Here is an 18,976-nt window from a genome sequence, read left to right as displayed (position 1 = left end):
TGAAGGAGTTTTCGTGAGAAAGACAACCATCATTATGCTGATTGTGGCAATTGTCGCCGTGGCCGGAACGCAATTGGGCTGGTGGTAATTCCAGACACATTGCTATTTCAGCGCAGAACTCAACCAAACGAATGATGGCGTCGAACAGATTTCTACGGTCTCATTTATTTGGGCAGGAGCTCGCTATGTTCACTGGTCTGAAAAAAAGCGAAAGCAAACGGTTGGCCACTCTGGAGCTGCTGAGCAAGGAGGATAAATCCCGCGATGCAGCCCTGGCCGAGTTTGCTCTTCTGGCGTGCGAAGTTATGGGCGTTGAAGGCTGCTTTATCACTACATTCGATGATGTTTTTCAATATATCAAATATGTTAAAAACATACCGATTGAGCACGTAAAAATACGTATTGAACAGACCATGTGCCAATATTCTCTGCATAGCGGCCAAACGGTAATTAGTTCAGATACCCGCCTTGATGGTCGATTTAATCATCAGCCGCTGGTAAAAAGCGGCGATATTATTTTTTATGCTTCAGCGCCAATGATAAATAAAGATGGCGTGATCATGGGCACGCTGTGTGCGAGCCATCCCGAAACCTACGAGCCCACATCCAGCCAGGTTGCCAGCTTTTTACGCGTTGCCGCCCTCGCCGCTGCGTATCTTGAATCCTTCTATACCGTCGGGTTGGTGGATGCGCTGACCGGCCTGCCTAACCGCCAGTTTCTGATGAAAGAGATGGAACGGCTAACCCATGCAAAAGTGAGCACCTCTTACGGGCTGGTGATTTTTGATTGCATCGATATGCCGCGCGCTTACGAACTCTCTCGCTATCTCGGCCTGGAAGCGCTGGAGAAACTGCTGCGCAGCTTCGGTTCGCTGCTGCGTTTGCGCCTGAAACTGAAAGAAGAAGTCACGCTGTACGCCTTTACCACCGCGCGTTATGCCGTGCTGGTGGATATCGATTATGCGCAGACGCTGGCAAAACGGGCGGAACGTTTACCCTGTACGCAGGCAAAAGTGGCTGGCGATATCGACATCAACCTGACGCTGCATACGGGCTACGTTAAATTTTCCCCGCAGGAAGACAATGTGCAGGAAGCGGTGCGCCAGGCAATTAGCGCCCTGCATGAATCCATTCGCCAGGATATTCCGGCGTTGCTGTTCAACCCGATCCTCGACCACAAACGCAATAAAGACTTCAAACTGCTGCACGATCTCAGTGAAGCCATCAAATCCGCGGATCAGCTCTATATGGTCTATCAGCCGAAGATTTCGCTGCGCTCCGGTAAAACCGAAGGTGTCGAAGCGTTACTGCGCTGGAAACACCCACAACTGGGAAATATCTCCCCGGCCGTCATTGTGGAGCTGGCGGAAAAAACCACCCTGATGAGCAGCCTTACGCAGTGGGTGATTAAGACGGTGATCGCACAGTTAAAAAGCTGGAAACAGCAGGGTATTTTGCTGCCGGTGTCGATCAACGTTACGGTGAGCGATTTCTCGCGTCCGGGCTTTGCCGACGAGCTGGAACGCAACGTGCTCGCGGCCGGGCTTTATACCTCCGCTCTGCGTATCGAATGTCTGGAGACGGAAAAAGTGCTGGAAAGCGAACCGGCGCTGGCGGAGCTGGACAGACTTAAGCTATTGGGCTTTACCATTCTGCTTGATGACTTTGGCGCCGGTTACAGCAATATCAGCTATTTACGTCGAATTCCGATCGACATTATCAAGCTCGACCGCTCGCTGGTCAGCCAGGTAACGACCGATACCGGCAGCCGGATTATCGCCCGTAACGTGATTATGATGCTCAAGGAGCTGCAGTACGTGGTGCTGGCTGAGGGGATTGAGGATCTCGAAACCGCACGCACGCTGGAAGAGTATGGCTGCGATGTCGCGCAGGGATATCTCTTTTCACGCCCGCTGTCGCCCGACGAGATCCCGGACTGGCTGGCTGACAGTAAACCCTTTCGTTTGCTGGCGAAAATCAACGCAAGCGAGAATCACCATCAGTACGGTATATAACGCGCACATTATTTATCCGGCCTGTTGTAGTAAGCACCAGCAGGCGAAAAACCTGCTGGCGATGGTGCAAATCTTCAAACTCCGGGCAAACAATAAGATGGTTTAATGAATCTGGCTGCTACGGCGTCACATTCCGCAGCAGCATGTGGCTATCAAACGAAACGCAGCATCGGTAATCATCAAATTCATTAATCTTTCCACAGAAAAATTTGCGTTGGCTCACAATCGGCTTACAGGTTATAAAGTGCGCACGTGACGGATATACGCTTTAACAATCTCAAAAAAACATTCGCTGGCAGTTTTGGTGTCGAAACTGCCGCATTTTATTGCCCTTCCCCTGCTTCAACCAGCAAATGAAAACAGGTACTCTTTTTCTCTACAATTAATTCGCCGCAACTAAGATATATCGCATAAGAAACAGTAAATTAATTCAGTGCGTACGCAGAAGCATGCTAATGGCATCCTGTTCAGATAATCCATAGCCTTTCACAGAAACCTCCATCGCTTCATTCTGCGTCTGGTTAAACAGCGTCTCATTACCGTTGGTGTGCAGGTTTCCAGAAACGATATCTCCCATCTCAACATCATAATTTCCCAGCAGCTCTGCGATGGCGAACTCGCCTTTATCGTCGCGAATCACAAGAAAGCCAATGCGGTGTTCGTGGTGAACGACAGTACCTTTCATAAGAACAATCCTTTCGCAGTAAGAGAGTTTCAGCGTAGCTGAATCCAGCCCGCCGGGAAACGATCTGGCGCGTATTTGGCGCACCGTAGCAGCAGGTTTATGATCCCGACCACAACTCTTATTCATGTATTTATAGTTTCAGCTAAAACATTATCCCTGCAGCTTCAACAATAATAAAAACATCTACACTATGTATGGTTATGCTGGAATATAAATATACACTTACCTTATTACTGCACGTTTTTTGCTCCTTAAGTAAAATTTCCTTTTATCTCTGGAAAAAAAGATGATGGCTTAAATGAAATTATTTTATGCACTATTTTGCCAGTACGTACGCAACAGAAAAATATAAAGCACACAGCACTCCATGCCGTAAATAGATATAAGAAATGTAACATGTTTCAGCCTCGTATCCCTTTTCCTGAGAAGGCTCACTATGCGTAACAATGAACCCGTCACACAGCAAGAATATGTTTTCGATAATGATGCCACGTTGATGTCAACAACCGATCCACAAAGCCATATTAATTATGCTAACGACGCGTTTATTCAGGTCAGTGGTTTTTCGCTGGAGGAACTAAAAGGTGAGCCGCATAACCTGGTTCGCCATCCCGATATGCCAAAAGAGGCGTTCGCGGACATGTGGGGCACGCTGAAACAAGGGGAGCCGTGGACGGCGCTGGTAAAAAACCGCCGTCGCAATGGCGATCACTATTGGGTACGCGCTAACGCTATTCCGGTGGTGCGTGAGGGCAAAATCAAAGGTTATATGTCAGTACGTACACGGCCCGCAGCGGAAGAAGTCGCGGCGGCGGAGACGCTGTACCGTGAGTTTCGCAGCGGCCAGAGCAAAGGCCGACGTTTTCATAAAGGGTTGATCATTCGCACCGGTTTGATGGCGTGGCGCTCGCTGTTCGTCACCCTGCCCCTGCGCTGGCGCTTACGCTCAGCGCTAATTATCGCGCTGTTATTCAGCCTCGCTGCCGCCTGGCTGCATGCACTGACGCCGGGGCAAATGGCGAGTTTCTCGGGTTTTATGGCGCTACTGCTGCTGGCAATCGATATCTGGCTTGAGCAGCAAATCGTTCGCCCGATTGAACATCTGCGGCGCCAGGCATTGCAGGTTGCCAGCGGCGAAATACATCAGGTGGAGCAGCTCAACCGCGTAGATGAAGTGGGCGTCACGCTACGCGCCATCAACCAGCTTGGTCTGATGTTTCGCTGGCTGGTTAACGACGTCAGCGGCCAGGCTGTGACCGTGCTGAAAGCGTCAGATGCGCTGCGGGCAGGAAATGACTCCTTAAGCCGTCAGACTGAACAGGCAGCGTCAAATGTGCAGCAAACGGCCGCTACTATGAACGAAATGACGGCGACGGTAAGGAGTAACCGCGAGACGGCGGCGGAAGTTACCAGCCTTTCACAAGGTACGCAGAGCGCGGCGCAGCAAGGCGGGCAGGTCATGAATCAGATGATCGAAATGATGTCGGCGATTGCGGATAGCTCGCGGCAAATTGCCAGCATCACCAGCATCATCGACAGTATCGCCTTTCAGACCAATATCCTGGCACTGAACGCCGCAGTAGAGGCTGCACGCGCAGGGGAACAAGGTAAAGGTTTTGCAGTGGTGGCAGGCGAAGTAAGAAGCCTGGCGAGCCGCAGTGCCAGCGCGGCCAGCGAAATCAAAGCGTTGATCGAAACCAGTGTGACGCACGTCGATTCCGGTAGTGCGCTGGCCGATAACGCAGGAAAGACGATGAAAGAGATTGTCAGCCAGGTACAGAACGTCACCGCGCTGATTGCACAAATCAGCGCCGCCACCGCCGAACAGGCGACTGCGCTTGGCGAAGTCAGTGTGGCCGTGGAAGATCTGGACAGGATCACCCACCAGAATGCCGAGCGCGTGCAGGAAGGCGCTGAAGCCTCCGGGCGCATGAATCAGCAGGCTATTCGTTTAGCAGAAGCGATTTCGGTGTTCCAGTAACGATATTTCGTAATAAACCTGGAGATTGCGCTCATTTTCTCGCCACTGGCGGGCATAGTGTAAGGATATCTCCCAGGAGGACAAAACCATGAAAAAGTTACTAATATGTTGTCTTTTCGGCAATACCGCCAATGCACTGGCGAAACGGATGCAAAAGGCAGCCAACGAACATGGCTATCCAATGCTGATTAGTGCGATCGGTCTGGAGAATTTTGCCAGCGTCGCTCCCGCGTTTGACTGTTTTCTGGTCGCGCCGCACATCCAGTACAAACTGGACGAAATCAAGGCCGCCGTGGGTGATGCGCCTGTCGCGATTATCGAAAGCTATCCTTTCGCGTCAATGGATGGTGAGAAAGTGCTGGAGTTTGTGATGGCGAAAATGCCCGTGCTGGCAGAATAAACGCTAAAAAGCCACGCCAGCTGGCGTGGCTTTTCTTTTTCTCTCTTCAGGATTGCAACGTTGCCAGACGGGCGGCGAAGCCGACAAAGATTAAACCAATCAGCGAATTTCCCAGACGGGTTAAGCGTTTTTTTGTCTTCACCCATTGCGTGACATACGAACCTGTCACGATCAGGAAGCTGAAATAGCAGAAGCTGATGATCTCCAGCGTGCTGGCGAGAATAAAAAATGACACGCCGGGCCGGGCATAATGGATATCAATAAACTGCACAAAGAACGAAACATAAAACAGAATCGCTTTCGGGTTGGTCAGGCTCAACACCAGTGAACGTTTTAAAATATCGCCTTTATGCGCATCATCATCGCTTTGCGGCTGCGTCCGCTGCACAAAGGTACTGTAGAGCATTTTCCCGCCAAGCCAGAGCAAGTAAATCGCGCCGAGATAACGCACGATATTGAACAATACCGGTGTTGTTTTAATCAGCGTGGCGACACCGGCGTACGCGAGAAACATCAGCACAGCATCACCAATAAACACGCCTGCCGCAGCGGTATACCCGTTGCGTAATCCCCCGGCGATACTGGTTTTCAGCACAAAAAAGGTGTTCGGACCGGGCACCAGAATGATAAAAATTGCGCCGATAAAATAGGTCCAGTAACTGATAACGCCAAATTCCGCAAACACACTCACTTCCTTAGAGCTAACGCTACAACCACAATAAAATTCGCGACATATGCTACAAGGGGAGCAGCAGAAACAAAAGCGTTGCGGCTATTTCAGCAAAAAGAGGCTCGCGGCGTTTCAGGGCTGCGCCTCTTGCGCGATAAGCCTGGGGAAGGTCGTTAAATACCACTCGGGAACCTCTTCAGGAGGCATCGGTCGGGAAAAATAGTAGCCCTGGACCACCGGGCACCCGATATGCCGCAAGAGCTGTAACTGTTCACGGGTTTCGACGCCCTCCGCCACCACCATCATGCCAAAACTCTGCCCAATGCCGGTTATCGCCTCCAGCAGCGAACGGCTCCGGTTATCCGTCAGACAACCATCGACAAAGCTTTTATCGATTTTAATTTCAGTCACCGGCAGCGTGACCAGCCGGGAAAGCCCGGAAAACCCCGTCCCGAAGTCATCTACCGACAGGCCAATGCCCATATCGCGCAGCGCCTGAAAACGCGTTGAAAGCTCATCATCCCGCGCCATGACCATACTTTCGGTAATTTCCAGCGTCAGCATTTCACCGGGGATGGCAAACTCGTTGATGGCTTCCAGTACCTGCACGGGAAGCTGGGTATTGTGAAAGTGAATGGCCGACAAATTAACAGAAATCGCAGGAAAATCCGGCCAGTTTTTGCGCCACTGTGCCAGTTGGCGGCACGCCTCGCGCAACACCCAGCCGCCGATATTCTCGATTTCCCCCACCTCTTCCGCCAGCGGAATAAACCGCGTAGGCGGCACATCACCGTGTTCAGGATCCCACCATCTGGCCAGCGCTTCAAAACCATACAATTCACCCGTGGCGATATTGATCTGCGGCTGATACACCAGCCGCAGGCGATTTTCCGCAACGGCACGCTTCAGGGCCGCACCCAAAAGCAGACGCTCCGTCGCCGCGCGATTAAGCTCCTGATTGAAGAACTGCCAGCCATTACCGCCGCTGCGGCTAATATGATCCATGGCGCTGTGCGCCGTGGAGAGCAGCCAGTCGCGATCTTTACCCGCTTCATGGCTAATGCCGATACTCAGCGTCAATGAAAACATCGTGTTATTAAAGTTAATGGGTTCACTGACGTCGTTTTCGAGTGCTTCTGCAACCCGTGTCATGCTGCTGACGTCATTTTCACTATCCACCAGCACAAACTGTTGCCCCTCTAATTTGCTCAGATACTGGCCCGCGCCGAGACTATTGTGCAGGCGGTTAGCCACAATGGAGAGGATCTGCTCAGCGGCGGCATACCCCTGCGCATCAATCACGTCCTGGAAGTGATCAACCGTCATCATCAGCACCACCGGCGCTTTCGCCTCCGCTGTCGTCAGCCGTTGATCGAGATGCTCTTGTAGGTGGCTGCGGTTAGGCAGCCCGGTTAGCGGATCGAACTTAATCAGATGTTCAATCTGCTGGCGGCTGTTTTCCTGCTCCAGTACCAGCGCGGCCAGGTGCTGGCTGATATCGGCGACACGCTCGGTAAAGGCCCGGTTTTCCTTGCCTGCCACGGTGTCGATCGTCAGGATACCTGTGGCAACGCCGTCGCGTCGGCGGATCGTCACGGTGCGCGATATGGCTCCCGGGCTGTCGAATTTTTCGGCGCTGGACGCCCAGCGTTGCGGAACATTATTTTGCAGGATTTTCAGCGAAGCGTGCGCCTGCCCCAGCACGGCGACAATATTACGGCAGATGATTTCGCCCATTTCACCGATCGGCAGGTTGCTGCGCATTGCGGAAAGCAAAGTCCGTTCAAGTTCACGGATCTTGCGATCTTCAGTGATGTCAGAAAAGGTCATCACCAGATTCTGCAACTGGCCATTTTTGGCAAGTACCGGGCTGAGGGTGGCGTTGAACCAGACGTTCTCGCCAGTGCTGGCAAGCGCCTGAAACTCATTCTGGTCGCGCTCGTTTTTGCGCAGCAGGTTTTGCAGACGCTGCCGGTTATCCGGCGGATCATCGGGAATGTTGAGTATGCTGTCCAGGCTTTTCCCCGCCACCTCGCTTACGCTCAGGCCGAACGCCTCCGTAAAAGCCCGGTTCGTCTGAACAATACGCCGTTCGGGATCCAGCACGATCACCGGTTTGCTGATATGGTCAACAGCCAGCAGCAGCAGACGCGTCTGTTCCCGCTGTTCCACCTCCAGAGTGGCGTCACGCGCCAGCGCGAGGTAACAGACTTTTCCTGCGTTCACGACCCGGGAAAGAGAAAAGCGCGTCCAGATCCTCTTGCCATCCTTTCGCTCCAGGTGCAATTCCCGGCTCATCCCCTCAACGCGTGAATCTCCACCCTCGCGATGATGGCGAATAAAGCCAGGATGCGCGGCCTTCAGGTCATGCGGAATCAGAATGGAGACACTTTGTCCGAGCACATCGTCACGGCTGTAGCCCCAGAGTTTTTCTGCCGCGCGATTGTAAAACATCACCCTGTCTTGCTCATCAATCAGCACAGCAGCCATCATATTCTGCTCGAGCGCAGCAAAGAGAATATCTTCCCCCCGAGATGACGGCACTGTCGGTTTCGTGTACTGGTGCATTCGTTTTTTCAAATGATTAAGCATGCTGCTTCCCACTGTTCAACACCGTTACGCCTGCGATGAGGAGAGATATGTACGCACCGGCATTATCAACCCGCTACGGTTACCGCGCTTCCACGCTATTTCGACATATTTCCAGACGGTACTGGCGTAAACCTGCCTGGTGAACAAGCATAAAGGGGCCTTCACTTTCACTGCTCAGTTCAGTGTATGTCATTCGATCGTGCCAATAGTGGCCCGGTACGGGCAAAATCAGATATTGCACTCTCTTTTTTTAATCATGTGGTTGGTAAAGGCTGCGCTTTCGCGATCGGCGAGAAAGGATGTTGCGCGGCGGCCTTATCCGCAAAAACAGTAATAATTTGAAGAAATTAGATAATTTCGTATAGCTGAAAAAACTGCATCGATTGAATCGTCATAAACTGGCTAATAGCATTGATCCTATTTGAGCATCTACATTCCCTGAAGCTACAGGTGATAAATGGAAGATATTCTCAGAATATCGGGGCTGATTCTCGACGCATTCCAGTTTGTGATTAATGACGAAAACTTTAAAAAGAAAAAAGCCGTACAGCCCACCTGATCGCCACCCAAAATTCCCGCTCAGAATCGGCAATAAAACCGTGAGTCCTGAAAAGGGCTCACGGTAATACGCACAGCAAACGCTGCGTCTGTTTTTCACCCATTGCGCGCAGAAATAGCGCGGAATAACCGCTCGCTATCCCACAAAATACCTTCCGCCCTTCCCCTCTCACTTTCATTGTTGATTACTGGTTTTTTATACAGTATAAATACTGCGCTATGAATTCACACACAGGAATGGTTAATGTTCGTTGAACTGGTCTATGACAAACGCAATGTTGAAGGGCTTTCCGGCGCCAGGGAAATCATCCTTGATGAACTTACCCGGCGCGTTCACCGTCTGTTTCCTGATGCCGATGTCCGGGTAAAACCCATGCAGGCCAACGGGCTGAACAGCGATGCCAGTAAAAACGACAGGGAAAAGCTGAACCGGATGCTCGAGGAAATGTTTGAAGAAGCGGATATGTGGCTGGTGGCGGAGTAAGGCTGCGCCATCGTGGATGACGCCCTCTGAATTTGCGCCGAAATCTGCCGGCTGCCAGAACGTGCAGCCGGGCTGAAATCGGTAATGCCTGAAGAAACGGCCAGCGGGTATTCACTTCACGTCCTGTTCCCCCTTCGTTTTCAGCACTCCCCTCTATGCTTTTTCCGCAAAACGCATCGCCAGCCATTGTGCCTGCTGCTGCATTACCAGCACCTGGTGGCCCTGCTCACGCCACTGAATATCACCCTGGCTAAGGCAGCGCCTGAGCTGCTCCAGTGAGGCCACCTGAAAACAGAGCGCCACCATTTTCGCCGGTGCCTGCGCAGCAACAGGCGGCAGCGCGAACTCCAGACTTGCCTGTTGATGCGTGATAATACGCAGGCGGCAGGTTCCTGAATCAAGCACATAGCCACCGTTGTCCTCCGCGCGGGCCTCCGTACTGAACAACTGGCGATACAGCGCCAGCGTCTGTTCAGGTTGCGGCGAGGCAATAACGAACGCGGACAGCGCCTGCACGCCATTAGGATGTACTTGCCAGGCGGGCTGCCAGACGGCTTGCGGCGTCTGATGTTCGCAGAAAAAACTGAAGCCGTATGCCAGGGCGCTGGCGCGGATCCGCGAGATACAGAACCGTGCCTCAGTCTGGCTGCCGTCCGGCAGTATCACCGGGCGGGAGAAATGGGTCGGCGGTTCGCCATCGAGTTGGCATTGCTGAAGGTGCCGCCATACCGCATGCGCATCGCGGGTTTTCCAGACCAGCCCGGCAAGGCCTGGAGCAACGTTCCATAAACCGCGCGAGTCTGTCTGCCTGGCAGGCTCATAACCTAAAAGTTCCAGATAGTTATCGGCAAATATGGCCAGATGGTTGCTGGAGCCCATCGAATGGTGTCCCCGCGTACTGAGCTGAAATCCCATCCGCTGGAACAGGGATTGCGCCTGATCCAGCTCTTCATCGACATTAATCACCGCGTGATCGATAACCGGGGTAATCGGCATGGTGTATTCCTTCTGTTCTTTTTATTAATCCTGTCAGGCAGCACGACCGCCAAAATAGAGCTCGCGCATACGAGGGTCGTCCAGCAGATCCCGCGCGCTGCCCTCCATTGCCACTTTCCCCAGCGCCAGTACGTAAGCCCGGTCGGAAATGTGCAGGGCTTCCATGGCGTTCTGCTCGACCATCAAAATGGTCACTTTTTCCTGGCGGCGAATGGTTTGTATGGCGCTAAACACTTCCGTCAGCATTTTCGGTGACAGCCCGGCAGACGGTTCATCAAGCAGCAGTACCGCAGGTTCGGGCATCAGTGCGCGGGCCAGCGCGAGGATTTGTCGCTCGCCGCCGGAAAGCGCGGACGCGGGCGATTGCCACTTTTTATGCAACACCGGGTAATGTTCCGCCAGTTGCGCCATCCGCTGCTTACGCTGGCCAGGCGGTAAAAACTGCCCCCCGGTTTGCAGGTTTTCTGCCACGGTCAGATTGTTGAAGACGTTGTCCAGTTGCGGGACAAACCCGAGTGCGCATTCACGGATTTTCCGGTGCACCGGAATTTTCGCCGTTTCCCGGCCATCAATTTCAACCCGGCCTTCGCGCGGCGAGACAAAACCGGCAATCGATTTCAGCAAGGTGGATTTGCCGCAGCCATTTGGCCCCAGCAGCGTCACGATTTCCGCCTGTTCAACGTGCAACGAAATACCATGCAGAATATCAATCCCCGGGGTATAACCGGCGACCACATTTTCGAGGGTAATCATACGGCCTCCTGCAATGTCGCGGTGCTGTGCCCGAGATAGGCCTCCAGCACCTGCTGGTTCTGCGCCAGTTCGTCCGGGCGGCAACTGGCGACAATCTGCCCGCGATCCAGCACAATGCAGCGCTGGCACAAGGTGTTAATAAAGTGCATGTCGTGCTCGATGACCAAAAGTGAAATGCCCTGTCGGCTCAGGTTGACCAGCGTTTCCACCAGCTCCTGGCGTAATTTCGGGTGCACACCGGCCATAGGCTCATCCAGCATCAGAAGCGTCGGTTTGCCCATCAGCGCACAGGCAATGCCCAGTAATTTTTTCTGTCCGCCGGAAAGCGCCGCAGCAGGCAGGTCTTTCACTTTGGTTAACAACAAGATATCCAGTAATTCGCGGGCGCGGGCTCTGTCTTCCTGTTCGGCTTTACGCCCGGAAGCCAGCCCCAGCAGACCGTTGAATAACCCGTGCTGACGGGTGCCCGCCGTCATCACGACTTCCATCACGCTCATCTTTTCCGGCATAACCGGTAGCTGGAAGGTGCGCGCAATGCCCGCCTGGATGATCCGGTGGCTGGGCTGGCAAGCAATGGAACGGCCATCAAATGTGATGCTGCCGCCATCCGGCCGGGTAAACCCGGAAATGGTGTTAAGCAGCGTGCTTTTACCGGAACCGTTCGGCCCCAGCAGACCAAGAATTTCGCCCTTCTCCAGCGTAAATGATACGGATGTCAGTACCTGGTTGCCGCCAAAGGCTTTGCTGACATCAGCCACTTCAAGCAAACGGCTCATGATAAAGTCCTTAATTTTTCCGGTAACAGGCCGCCCGGCCGGGTGAGCAGACAGAGTAATAAAGCCAGCCCCACCAATCCCAGGCGCAAAGCGCCAGTCAGATCTGAGCTGATGTGGAAATAGTCTTTTGCAAAGGGGATAAAGTTATACAGCCCTTCCACCAGCAACACGCCCAGCAGCACGCCGCGCACATTGCCAATACCGCCGATCATCACCATGCTCCAGATAAGAAAGGTTTCCGAAGAGAGCAAATAATCCGGGCTGACATAGTCGGTGTACCAGGCCAGTAACATGCCCGCCAGACAGCACATCACCGCACTGCTCATTAACGCCCGGCATTTCAGCCACGGCAGCGCATAGCCCATGCAGATCGCTAATTGAGGTTGCTCGCGCATCAGCCGCAGCGCCCGGCCAAACCGGCTGGCGCCGATCCGCAGGCTGGCGAGCGTGGCGACGATGACGCTGAGCAGGATAATGACCGCGAAGATACGCGTATCGGCGACGGTATCGCCGGTTGACCAGGGCGCGGACAGCCCGCCAATCCCCTGCGCGCCACCCGTCAGATGGTCTTCATTGACGACCGCAATGCGGATGATTTCAGCCAGTGCCAGCGTGGCAATGCCCCAGTAATCCGCCGTGAGCTGACGGCCCAGCAACGTCATCAGCGCGCTGATCACAATGGCGCACAGTAACCCGGCCGGGATCACCAGCCACAACGGCAAGCCAAAATTACTTCCCAGACCGATGGCATAAGCGCCGGTGCCGACAAACACGATATGACCGAAATTCAGCAAACCGGCGTAACCTGCCTGTAAATTCAGGGCAAGCGCGACGATGGCATAGATCCCGGCAAGGCAAAGGATATGCAGTAAAAACTCAGACACGGCGGACCTCCCGGTTAAACAGGCCATAAGGGCGCAACAACAGCGCCAGCAGCAGGATCACAAACGATGAGGCATTCACCCAGGTCACCGGGATAAACAATAGGTCGCCGCCGAACAGCCAGCTCCAGTCGATGTTGGTAACGAGGGTTTCGGTTATCGCGATAAGGAGCGCGCCAAAAATGGCGCCCATCGGGTTTCCCAGACCGCCGAGAATGGCGGCAGCGAGTACCGGCAACATCAGATCATTGCCCTGGTTAACCCATGCGCTGGCGTTCATCGCCAGCATGCTGCCTCCCACGGCGGCCAGCATTCCGGCCACCAGATTGACGGTGTGAATAATGGCGCTGGCATTTAACCCGGAGGCTGCCGCCAGATCCCGGTTACTGGCCAGCGCACGGATAGCGCGGCCTTGTGGCGTGCGGAACAGCAACAGGCTGAACATCACCACCAGCGAAATCGTGACGCCAAGGCTCCAGAGTTCGTCGGAGGAGATGCGGGTGTCACCCACCTGCAAGAGCGCGCCCACGGGCAGGGAATAATTCACCGGGGCCGCTCCCTCAACCCCGAGAACCAGTGCAATCAGCACCATCGATACCGCCAGCGAGCCAATCATGGCGTTAGCGGTGCCGCTTTTCAGCAGCGGCTGGTACACCCAGTGATGCAACATCATGGACAGCATGCCGCAGACTATTGCCGAAAACACGATTGCCAGAGACAACGGCATGCCAAGATGAAGCCCGGCGGCGGTAATAAATGAACCGACCATGGCATATTGCATATGGGCGATATTGGCGAACCGTACCAGCCCGTAAACCAGGCTTAATCCCAGCGCGACCAGCGACAAATCCGCCGTGCGAATCAATGTATCAATCAAAAACTGCAGCATGGTTTTTCCCCGATGATGTAGCGTGAACTGGCAAGATAAAGCGGCTCGTTACCGGGGAACCGGTACACCATTAAACGCTTTCACTTTCAGGTATGGCTGGGACTGACGCTGGTTATCGGCATCCAGATTTAATGTGCCGGTAATGCCCGTAAAGCCAGGCGCAACGGTTTTCATTGCCGCGATCATGGCTGCCGGTTCGGCACTGTGCGCTTTATCAATCGCTGCCGCCGCCAGCATTACGCTATCCCAGGCATAGCTGCCGTACACGGAGCGCGGCTTCTCATGGTATTTTTTCTGGTACAGCTCAGCGTAATTTGCGCCGTTGCCGCTCGCCGCTTTCTGGTCAATACCCGCGACTTCCATACCAACCTGTCCGTTGGTGTACTGCGCCGGAGAACCTTCAATGGCCATGGTTAAATACATGCCATACCAGGGCGTTTTATTCAGACCCAGCTCCCAGGCCTCACGGTTCAGCACAATCGCATCCTGGCCGTAGCTGGTGTAGACATAGGCTTGCGGATGGGCGCGGGAGATTTGCTCCAGCTCGCGGCGGTAAGAAGGCTGACCGCTGGTGTAGAGCACTTTGGCGACCACTTTGCCCCCCGCTTTTTCAAACGCTTTGGTGAACTGCTCCGCCATCCCCTGACCATAAGCGCCATCCGGGGCGATAAAGGCCACATTGCTGTAACCGAGCTGGCGCACATCTTGTGCCGAGAAGCTCGCGGAAAGGGAATCCAGGCCAATCACGCTCCAGGAGGTAGCGCCGATTTTGCGGATATCAGTGCTGGTGCCGGAAATATTGATGTGCAGCAGATTGTTCTTCACCAGATATTGCCCAACCGGAATGGTGACGCTGGAGGAGAAACTGCCCATCACTAAAGGGACATGGTTAACCTGGGTTAACTTACGTACGGCATTCAGGCCTGTTACCGGGCTTTCGGCGGAATCTTCCACGATCACATGTAATGGCTGACCATTAACGCCGCCCTGGGCATTTACCTGTTCAACCGCCAGTTCCATACCACGACGCTGATCTTCACCAATGCTGGCGCTGGTGCCGGTTAAGGGCAAAATCGCGCCAATGTTCACATCGGCCTGCGCCGTGTGCGCCAGACCTAACAACGTCATACCTGCCAGTGTTGACAGCGTCATGCCCTGCCCAAAACGATTTTTCATATTGGTTCTCCGGTTTGCTGTTGCCGGCTTCTGAGGCCGGTGTTTTGTCGCCTGCGCAAACGTGCACAAGCCTGTCTGGTAATGCCAAAAAGTGCGCACTGAAGTGAATATATAAGTGCATACACTTGTGCATTAAGCAAAGACGATGCCAGGGAGCAGGACGTTCCCGGCAGCAAGTGCTTATTTCAGGCGAGACAAATGCAAATTCGTGAATAAATACAAGGGAATCGAAAATATTTAAAACCGCACAATGAAACTTTCATTTTTCTTTTTATCTTGGTTTATAAAAACATTTGCGTGCAAAAGTGAATACACTTTGAGTCATTTTGGTGCAGTGCTGTCGTAAAATGGTGCGGAAAAAACTCACGACAATAAATAAGATAAAAACAGTTATAAATCAGCATCTTTTAAATAAAAACAAAGTGTATTCACTTTTGTGTTGAGTTGTTTTTTTCGCTGTGCTATCTATAAAAATATTACGTGAAATAACCTGTACAGCATTTTTATTTTCGTGCTGAGTGTGCGGTAAATTAAGGGGATAATGTGGTTGCTATTAAAAAGAAATCCCGTAGCGCTGACAGTGTGGAAAAGGTCTACGAGAAAGTGAAAGGCCTGGCGATTGATTACCACTTTCGTCCTGGCGAACGGGTGAATGAGGTTGAGCTTGCGGCACAGCTTGGCGTCTCGCGCACCCCGGTGCGGGAAGCGCTGAACCGTCTGGCAAAAGACGGCTTTATGAACTTTGTCCCCAACCGGGGTTTTTACTCCCGCGACCTGACGCCGGAAGGTGTCCGCGAGCTGTATGAAGTGCGAATGGTGATAGAGCAATCCACCTTTCGTTTTGCCTGCCTACGGGCAACCGATGAAGAGATCGCTGCGACCACAGCTATCTGGGAAGAAGTGAGCCAGCATCGCCCGGCGCAAACCGAACAGGACTGGGCGAAGATCGCGGAAATTGATGAGCGTTTCCACATGGAAATAGCCCGTATTTCCCATAACAGTCGGCTCTATGAAATGCTCGATAGCCTGAATTCGCTAAGCCGTTTTTTCCGGCGCATCGATCTCGAAACGCCCGTGCGCAGGAACAATGCTTATGACGAGCATGTCGAAATTATCGCGGCATTACGTCAGCGGAATATAGAAAAAGGCGTGGTGCTGATTGAGCAACATATTTCATTGAGCGCCGAGCACGCGGTTGAAGTGACAAAAGAAGGGCTTGCCCGGATCTATTTTGGCAAGCCCTGAGCCGCTCTTTTTCGTTAGGGTCAAAACGATAATTGAATCAGCTACCAGAGGGCATTACGCGTTCCGGTAATCCATTCACAGCATCATGCTGCGGCATTGCGCCGGGAAAATGCAGAGGAAATATGCGCTCCATTCCCGAAGAGATTATTCAACAGGCGATTATCTGGCGACGTGAGATCCACGCGCGCCCGGAGATTGGCTTACAAGAATTTCATACGTCCGCGAAAATCAGCAGCCTGCTGCGCGAATATGATCTTGAAGTGCATACCGGTATTGCAGGCACTGGCGTGGTTGGCGTTCTTCGCAATGGCGAGGGACCGGCAATCGCCCTACGCGCCGATATTGATGCCTTACCCATCCAGGAAAACAACGTTGTTGACTGGTGCTCAACCTCGCCAGGCACGATGCACGCCTGTGGACACGACGGGCATACCGCCATTCTGCTGGGTGCGGCGCGCTATCTCAGCCAGAGCAGAACGTTCAACGGTACGGTGTACTTTATTTTTCAGCCTGCGGAAGAGAATGCCGGCGGCGGGCGTTTGATGGTGGAAGAAGGGATCTTTACGCGCTTCCCCGTTTCTGCGGTTTATGCGCTGCACAACTGGCCGGGGCTGCCGGTGGGGGAAGTGGCCGTGAGCGCAGGCCCGATGATGGCTTCGCAGGATAACTTTTTTATCACGCTGACCGGCGTGGGATGCCATGCGGCGATGCCGGAAAAAGGGGCCGATCCGGTGCTGGCCGGTGCGCACCTGATTACCGCATTGCAAACGATCACCACGCGCCGCCTCTCTCCGCTGGACAGCGCCGTGATCAGCGTGACGCAACTGCAGGCCGGAGAAGCGATAAATGTCGTTCCGCAGACCATGCATTTGTCCGGCACGCTGCGTTGCCTGAGCCAGGCCGCCAGAGCGCGCTGCCAGACCCTGATGGCGGAGTATGTCGAACAGCTCGCCCGGCCGTTTGGCGTCACGGGCAGCATTCGTTGGGAATACGGTTACCCGGTAACCGTCAACCATGCGCAACAGGCAAAAATTCTGGCGGATGCCGCACGCCACGTCCCCGGGATCACGCAGGTCCACACGCAGTTATCGCCATCAATGGCGGCAGAAGATTTCGCCTATTTTCTGGAAGCCTGTCCGGGCGCGTATCTGTGGCTGGGGGCCGATGGCCCAACGCCGGGCGCAACATTACATAATCCGCATTACGATTTTAATGACCAACTTATCGCGCCAGGCATCGGTCTTTGGGTATCGCTGGTGGAGAGGTCATTAGGCACTGTTTCTGTTACTTCCGAGGATTCACTATGAGCCATATCCACTTTATTGGTGCCGGTCAAATGACCGAAGCGATTCTGCGCGCCGCCTTAAAACGCGGCGCATTAAACCCGGACGAGGTCAGCTTATCGGATATTGATCCCACGCGAATTGAAACGCTGAAAGCGCGCTATCAGTTGAGCAATACACAAGATTTGCCCGACGCGCTGGCCGCAGCGGATCACATCGTGATCGGGGTTCGCCCGCAGGATGATATTGTCGGTGTCGCACAACTGATTAAGCAGTACGCAGCGCCACAGGCGTCGGTCATTTCTATTATTGCGGGCGTAACGCTGGCCCAGCTGTCTTTGATGCTGGGTGAGTCGCGCCCGATTACGCGGATCATTCCGAATACGCTGACGGATACCGGGCTGGGCTACAGCGGCGTGGCGTTTAATGCTTATGTCAACAGCGCGTCCGTCATGCCGTTCCTCGAAAGTTTCGGCAAGGTGATGGTACTGGAGGAGCGGCTGATTGACGTCTTCACCGGTTTTGCTGTCGCTGGCGTCAACTATGTCTATTACTTTGTCGAAGCGCTGGCTGACGCCGGTGTTCTAGCCGGATTAACCCGCACGCAGTCCACGCAGGTGGTATGGGAAAACCTGGTCGGCGCGGTTGAAATGCTTAAGTTATCCGGACGCCATCCGCGCCAGTTGATGGATATTAATAACTCTCCGGCGGGTGTCGGCATTAATGGTTTATACGAGCTGAATAAAAGCGATTTCGCCGCTGGCCTGCAAAGCAGCGTTCTGGCTGCGGTACGTCGTACAACGGAGCTTTCCGGTCAAAAATAACGCTACTTTTCAATAAGGTTGGTCTATGTCAGCAATTTCAACGTCCCAGGCGCCTGCCGCTATTGGGCCTTATGTTCAGGGGGTAGATTTAGGCTCCCTGGTGTTCACTTCCGGTCAGATCCCGTTAAACCCTGTGACGGGCGAGATGGCGACGGACATTGCGCAGCAAACCCGGCAGTCGCTGGAAAATGTGCAGGCCATTATCGAGGCTAGTGGTCTGCAGGTGGCGGATATTGTTAAAACCACCATTTTTGTCAAAGACCTCAATCATTTTTCGCAGGTGAACGCGGTGTATGAAGCCTTTTTCCGCGAACATCACGCCGCTTTCCCGGCACGTTCCTGTGTGGAAGTGGCACGCCTGCCAAAAGATGCCGGTGTGGAAATTGAGGCCATGGCAGTACGCCGCTAATCACATCAGTGCAAGATTCAGGGCAGCTCGCCTTGTGTGGACATGTCTGTTTTCACTGACGTGGTCTGCCCGAATCACCATGCTGCCCTGACCTCTTCAGATACAATGAAAACACCCGCTCCCCACTCTTCTCACTCTCCGCAACAACATACTCACCAGCAAAGGTAGATGATATTATTGAATAAACAATGTGTTTACATGGGGTGTCAGGGGGCGGAGGTTCAAATCCTCTCACACAGCCAAAAATTTTCCAATGCAACCAGCGACTTATGGCTGCCTTTTATGCCTGCAATTTAGAAAAATTTACACCGCACAGCCATCCTCGTAAGCACGTAAAATGCTGTATGTCAGCACACCAT

18 protein-coding genes are annotated in these 18,976 nt (G+C 53.4%); 9 read left to right on the top strand and 9 right to left on the bottom strand.

Annotation, left to right across the window (positions count from 1 at the left end; translation table 11 throughout):
- Nucleotides 1–185 precede the first annotated feature (185 nt).
- Nucleotides 186–2,015, top strand: a complete 1,830-nt coding sequence (locus tag C0557_RS09455; protein ID WP_208658259.1) for a sensor domain-containing phosphodiesterase — start codon at nucleotides 186–188, stop codon at nucleotides 2,013–2,015.
- A gap of 430 nt (nucleotides 2,016–2,445) precedes the next feature.
- Here the strand turns inward: C0557_RS09455 and C0557_RS09450 are convergent, their stop codons facing one another.
- Nucleotides 2,446–2,700 carry a hypothetical protein gene (locus C0557_RS09450; protein ID WP_007374566.1) on the bottom strand — a complete coding sequence of 85 codons (255 nt, stop codon included), beginning with the start codon at nucleotides 2,698–2,700 and terminating at the stop codon, nucleotides 2,446–2,448.
- A gap of 436 nt (nucleotides 2,701–3,136) precedes the next feature.
- Here C0557_RS09450 and C0557_RS09445 point away from each other — a divergent pair, with 436 nt between their 5' ends.
- On the top strand, nucleotides 3,137–4,681 hold the full coding sequence (locus tag C0557_RS09445; RefSeq protein ID WP_074778085.1) for a PAS domain-containing methyl-accepting chemotaxis protein: 1,545 nt from the start codon (nucleotides 3,137–3,139) through the stop codon (nucleotides 4,679–4,681).
- 88 nt (nucleotides 4,682–4,769) lie between these two features.
- Nucleotides 4,770–5,081, top strand: coding sequence for a PTS sugar transporter subunit IIB (locus C0557_RS09440; protein ID WP_043953819.1), 312 nt, complete (start codon nucleotides 4,770–4,772; stop codon nucleotides 5,079–5,081).
- Between the two features lie 46 nt (nucleotides 5,082–5,127).
- On the opposite strand, the gene leuE is transcribed toward C0557_RS09440, so the two are convergent.
- Together leuE and dosP are read right to left on the bottom strand one after the other, a co-directional pair.
- Entirely contained in the window at nucleotides 5,128–5,766 is a 639-nt protein-coding gene (gene leuE / locus C0557_RS09435; RefSeq protein WP_007374563.1) for a leucine efflux protein LeuE, read from the bottom strand.
- A gap of 117 nt (nucleotides 5,767–5,883) precedes the next feature.
- Nucleotides 5,884–8,319 carry an oxygen-sensing cyclic-di-GMP phosphodiesterase DosP gene (gene dosP, locus C0557_RS09430; protein WP_208662870.1) on the bottom strand — a complete coding sequence of 812 codons (2,436 nt, stop codon included), beginning with the start codon at nucleotides 8,317–8,319 and terminating at the stop codon, nucleotides 5,884–5,886.
- A gap of 22 nt (nucleotides 8,320–8,341) precedes the next feature.
- On the opposite strand from dosP, the gene C0557_RS27565 reads away from it, so the two are divergent.
- Nucleotides 8,342–8,473, top strand: a complete 132-nt coding sequence (locus C0557_RS27565) for a hypothetical protein (protein ID WP_256371255.1) — start codon at nucleotides 8,342–8,344, stop codon at nucleotides 8,471–8,473.
- A gap of 672 nt (nucleotides 8,474–9,145) precedes the next feature.
- Nucleotides 9,146–9,385: a DinI family protein gene (locus C0557_RS09425; RefSeq protein ID WP_043953821.1), complete on the top strand. Its 240-nt coding sequence runs from the start codon at nucleotides 9,146–9,148 to the stop codon at nucleotides 9,383–9,385.
- 153 nt (nucleotides 9,386–9,538) lie between these two features.
- Here C0557_RS09425 and C0557_RS09420 read toward each other — a convergent pair whose 3' ends face one another.
- Genes C0557_RS09420 through C0557_RS09395 form a run of 6 tightly spaced genes read right to left on the bottom strand, consistent with a single transcriptional unit; the run spans nucleotide 9,539 to nucleotide 14,856 of the window.
- A complete protein-coding gene (locus tag C0557_RS09420; protein WP_208658258.1) occupies nucleotides 9,539–10,381 on the bottom strand; it encodes a VOC family protein in 843 nt (280 codons plus the stop codon).
- Nucleotides 10,382–10,414: 33 nt separating this feature from the next.
- Nucleotides 10,415–11,134, bottom strand: coding sequence for an ABC transporter ATP-binding protein (locus C0557_RS09415; RefSeq protein WP_007374558.1), 720 nt, complete (start codon nucleotides 11,132–11,134; stop codon nucleotides 10,415–10,417).
- Complete coding sequence (locus C0557_RS09410) at nucleotides 11,131–11,910, bottom strand: ABC transporter ATP-binding protein (protein ID WP_074778073.1); 780 nt, start codon at nucleotides 11,908–11,910, stop codon at nucleotides 11,131–11,133. Before C0557_RS09410 ends, C0557_RS09415 begins: the two co-directional genes overlap by 4 nt.
- On the bottom strand, nucleotides 11,907–12,794 hold the full coding sequence (locus C0557_RS09405) for a branched-chain amino acid ABC transporter permease (RefSeq protein WP_074778071.1): 888 nt from the start codon (nucleotides 12,792–12,794) through the stop codon (nucleotides 11,907–11,909). The genes C0557_RS09410 and C0557_RS09405 overlap by 4 nt, the downstream gene beginning before the upstream one ends.
- The gene (locus C0557_RS09400; RefSeq protein WP_208658257.1) at nucleotides 12,787–13,680 is read right to left on the bottom strand and encodes a branched-chain amino acid ABC transporter permease; all 894 of its coding nucleotides are present in this window, start codon (nucleotides 13,678–13,680) and stop codon (nucleotides 12,787–12,789) included. The genes C0557_RS09405 and C0557_RS09400 overlap by 8 nt, the downstream gene beginning before the upstream one ends.
- Before the next feature lie 48 nt (nucleotides 13,681–13,728).
- Nucleotides 13,729–14,856 (bottom strand): ABC transporter substrate-binding protein, encoded by a 1,128-nt coding sequence (locus tag C0557_RS09395; RefSeq protein WP_074778067.1) that lies wholly within the window; start codon nucleotides 14,854–14,856, stop codon nucleotides 13,729–13,731.
- Nucleotides 14,857–15,399: 543 nt separating this feature from the next.
- Here C0557_RS09395 and C0557_RS09390 point away from each other — a divergent pair.
- The 4 genes from C0557_RS09390 (at nucleotide 15,400) to C0557_RS09375 (ending at nucleotide 18,617) form a co-directional block, all read left to right on the top strand.
- Nucleotides 15,400–16,101 (top strand): GntR family transcriptional regulator, encoded by a 702-nt coding sequence (locus tag C0557_RS09390; RefSeq protein WP_064567124.1) that lies wholly within the window; start codon nucleotides 15,400–15,402, stop codon nucleotides 16,099–16,101.
- A 122-nt stretch (nucleotides 16,102–16,223) separates the two neighbouring features.
- On the top strand, nucleotides 16,224–17,408 hold the full coding sequence (locus C0557_RS09385) for a M20 aminoacylase family protein (RefSeq protein WP_208658256.1): 1,185 nt from the start codon (nucleotides 16,224–16,226) through the stop codon (nucleotides 17,406–17,408).
- Nucleotides 17,405–18,208 carry a pyrroline-5-carboxylate reductase gene (locus C0557_RS09380; RefSeq protein ID WP_208658255.1) on the top strand — a complete coding sequence of 268 codons (804 nt, stop codon included), beginning with the start codon at nucleotides 17,405–17,407 and terminating at the stop codon, nucleotides 18,206–18,208. The genes C0557_RS09385 and C0557_RS09380 overlap by 4 nt, the downstream gene beginning before the upstream one ends.
- A gap of 25 nt (nucleotides 18,209–18,233) precedes the next feature.
- A complete protein-coding gene (locus C0557_RS09375; protein WP_208658254.1) occupies nucleotides 18,234–18,617 on the top strand; it encodes a RidA family protein in 384 nt (127 codons plus the stop codon).
- Nucleotides 18,618–18,976: the final 359 nt, after the last annotated feature.

The organism is Kosakonia sp. MUSA4 (genome assembly GCF_013085925.1).
Classification (GTDB): Bacteria; Pseudomonadota; Gammaproteobacteria; order Enterobacterales; family Enterobacteriaceae; genus Kosakonia; species Kosakonia sacchari_B.
Note: the sequence above shows the minus strand (reverse complement) of the source record. Positions and strands in the feature narration are given on the sequence as shown.

What these genes read in the sequence shown, in the direction of transcription:
- C0557_RS09455 (WP_208658259.1), top strand. Translation starts at nt 186, where the DNA reads ATGTTCACTGGTCTGAAAAAAAGCGAAAGCAAACGGTTGGCCACTCTG.
- C0557_RS09450 (WP_007374566.1), bottom strand. Translation starts at nt 2,700, where the DNA reads ATGAAAGGTACTGTCGTTCACCACGAACACCGCATTGGCTTTCTTGTG.
- C0557_RS09445 (WP_074778085.1), top strand. Translation starts at nt 3,137, where the DNA reads ATGCGTAACAATGAACCCGTCACACAGCAAGAATATGTTTTCGATAAT.
- C0557_RS09440 (WP_043953819.1), top strand. Translation starts at nt 4,770, where the DNA reads ATGAAAAAGTTACTAATATGTTGTCTTTTCGGCAATACCGCCAATGCA.
- dosP (WP_208662870.1), bottom strand. Translation starts at nt 8,319, where the DNA reads ATGCACCAGTACACGAAACCGACAGTGCCGTCATCTCGGGGGGAAGAT.
- C0557_RS27565 (WP_256371255.1), top strand. Translation starts at nt 8,342, where the DNA reads ATGCTGCTTCCCACTGTTCAACACCGTTACGCCTGCGATGAGGAGAGA.
- C0557_RS09425 (WP_043953821.1), top strand. Translation starts at nt 9,146, where the DNA reads ATGTTCGTTGAACTGGTCTATGACAAACGCAATGTTGAAGGGCTTTCC.
- C0557_RS09420 (WP_208658258.1), bottom strand. Translation starts at nt 10,381, where the DNA reads ATGCCGATTACCCCGGTTATCGATCACGCGGTGATTAATGTCGATGAA.
- C0557_RS09415 (WP_007374558.1), bottom strand. Translation starts at nt 11,134, where the DNA reads ATGATTACCCTCGAAAATGTGGTCGCCGGTTATACCCCGGGGATTGAT.
- C0557_RS09410 (WP_074778073.1), bottom strand. Translation starts at nt 11,910, where the DNA reads ATGAGCCGTTTGCTTGAAGTGGCTGATGTCAGCAAAGCCTTTGGCGGC.
- C0557_RS09400 (WP_208658257.1), bottom strand. Translation starts at nt 13,680, where the DNA reads ATGCTGCAGTTTTTGATTGATACATTGATTCGCACGGCGGATTTGTCG.
- C0557_RS09395 (WP_074778067.1), bottom strand. Translation starts at nt 14,856, where the DNA reads ATGAAAAATCGTTTTGGGCAGGGCATGACGCTGTCAACACTGGCAGGT.
- C0557_RS09385 (WP_208658256.1), top strand. Translation starts at nt 16,224, where the DNA reads ATGCGCTCCATTCCCGAAGAGATTATTCAACAGGCGATTATCTGGCGA.
- C0557_RS09380 (WP_208658255.1), top strand. Translation starts at nt 17,405, where the DNA reads ATGAGCCATATCCACTTTATTGGTGCCGGTCAAATGACCGAAGCGATT.
- C0557_RS09375 (WP_208658254.1), top strand. Translation starts at nt 18,234, where the DNA reads ATGTCAGCAATTTCAACGTCCCAGGCGCCTGCCGCTATTGGGCCTTAT.